The sequence below is a fragment of the Actinomyces urogenitalis DSM 15434 genome (genome assembly GCF_000159035.1).
Lineage (GTDB): Bacteria > Actinomycetota > Actinomycetes > Actinomycetales > Actinomycetaceae > Actinomyces > Actinomyces urogenitalis.
In genome coordinates, this window is record NZ_DS999574.1 from 1,190,479 (window position 1) to 1,191,119 (window position 641).

At 58.8% G+C, this 641-nt stretch carries 1 protein-coding gene; it reads left to right on the top strand.

What is annotated here, in order from left to right:
• Positions 1-287 precede the first annotated feature (287 nt).
• On the top strand, positions 288-638 hold the full coding sequence (locus HMPREF0058_RS12035) for a hypothetical protein (RefSeq protein WP_024036856.1): 351 nt from the start codon (positions 288-290) through the stop codon (positions 636-638).
• Positions 639-641: the final 3 nt, after the last annotated feature.

Below are 641 nucleotides of genomic sequence, written 5' to 3' on the forward strand. Positions count from 1 at the left end.
AACCTGTGAAGAGCCTGATGACCGGCGCTGACGTCGTTGAGTTCGTCGACTACCACTGATACCGGCACAATCGAACCGGTTCACCCAGGAGAGTTCCTGATGGTCCACTTCATCGAGGGGTGAGGCGTAGTCGTCGTGCGCCACGTCAACAGGTTGCCACGATCAAACCGTTCGAAGTCGCCTCAACGGTCGTGCTCAGCTCGTGCCGTTGGGTGTCTGCGCCCAGCGCCACAATAATGTGTCGCGTACTGGTTGCGGCGTCAGCAACGCAGCCTGACACTTGAGATATGACAATTTGGACATTATCGAACGACTGGTTCGATCGACACACAACCCAAGATCTCACCTATCGCGTCCGGGTGCGGGTCATGACGCCAGGTGCATTGGACGCCGCATGGGCACGAATCGTTGATGAACACGGCGCTGACGAAGCCGGTGTTGTACCGATCGGTGGCGCGGCGCTCATACGGGTAAACGACCGGGAAGCTGAGGCTATTAGCGGGGGAGAAGACGCGCTCGATTCCCTCGAATGGGCGGTTAACGAGGTTCTCGGTGAAGTTCTCGAAGGAGCTGAGGTGCTCGTCGTTGCCGAAGAGCGCGCCCTCGTGACCGATGCGGACGAGCCGGGTCTTGAATGACCT

Excerpts from the sequence above, each read along its gene's own strand:
- HMPREF0058_RS12035 (WP_024036856.1), top strand. The coding sequence starts at position 288 with ATGACAATTTGGACATTATCGAACGACTGGTTCGATCGACACACAACC.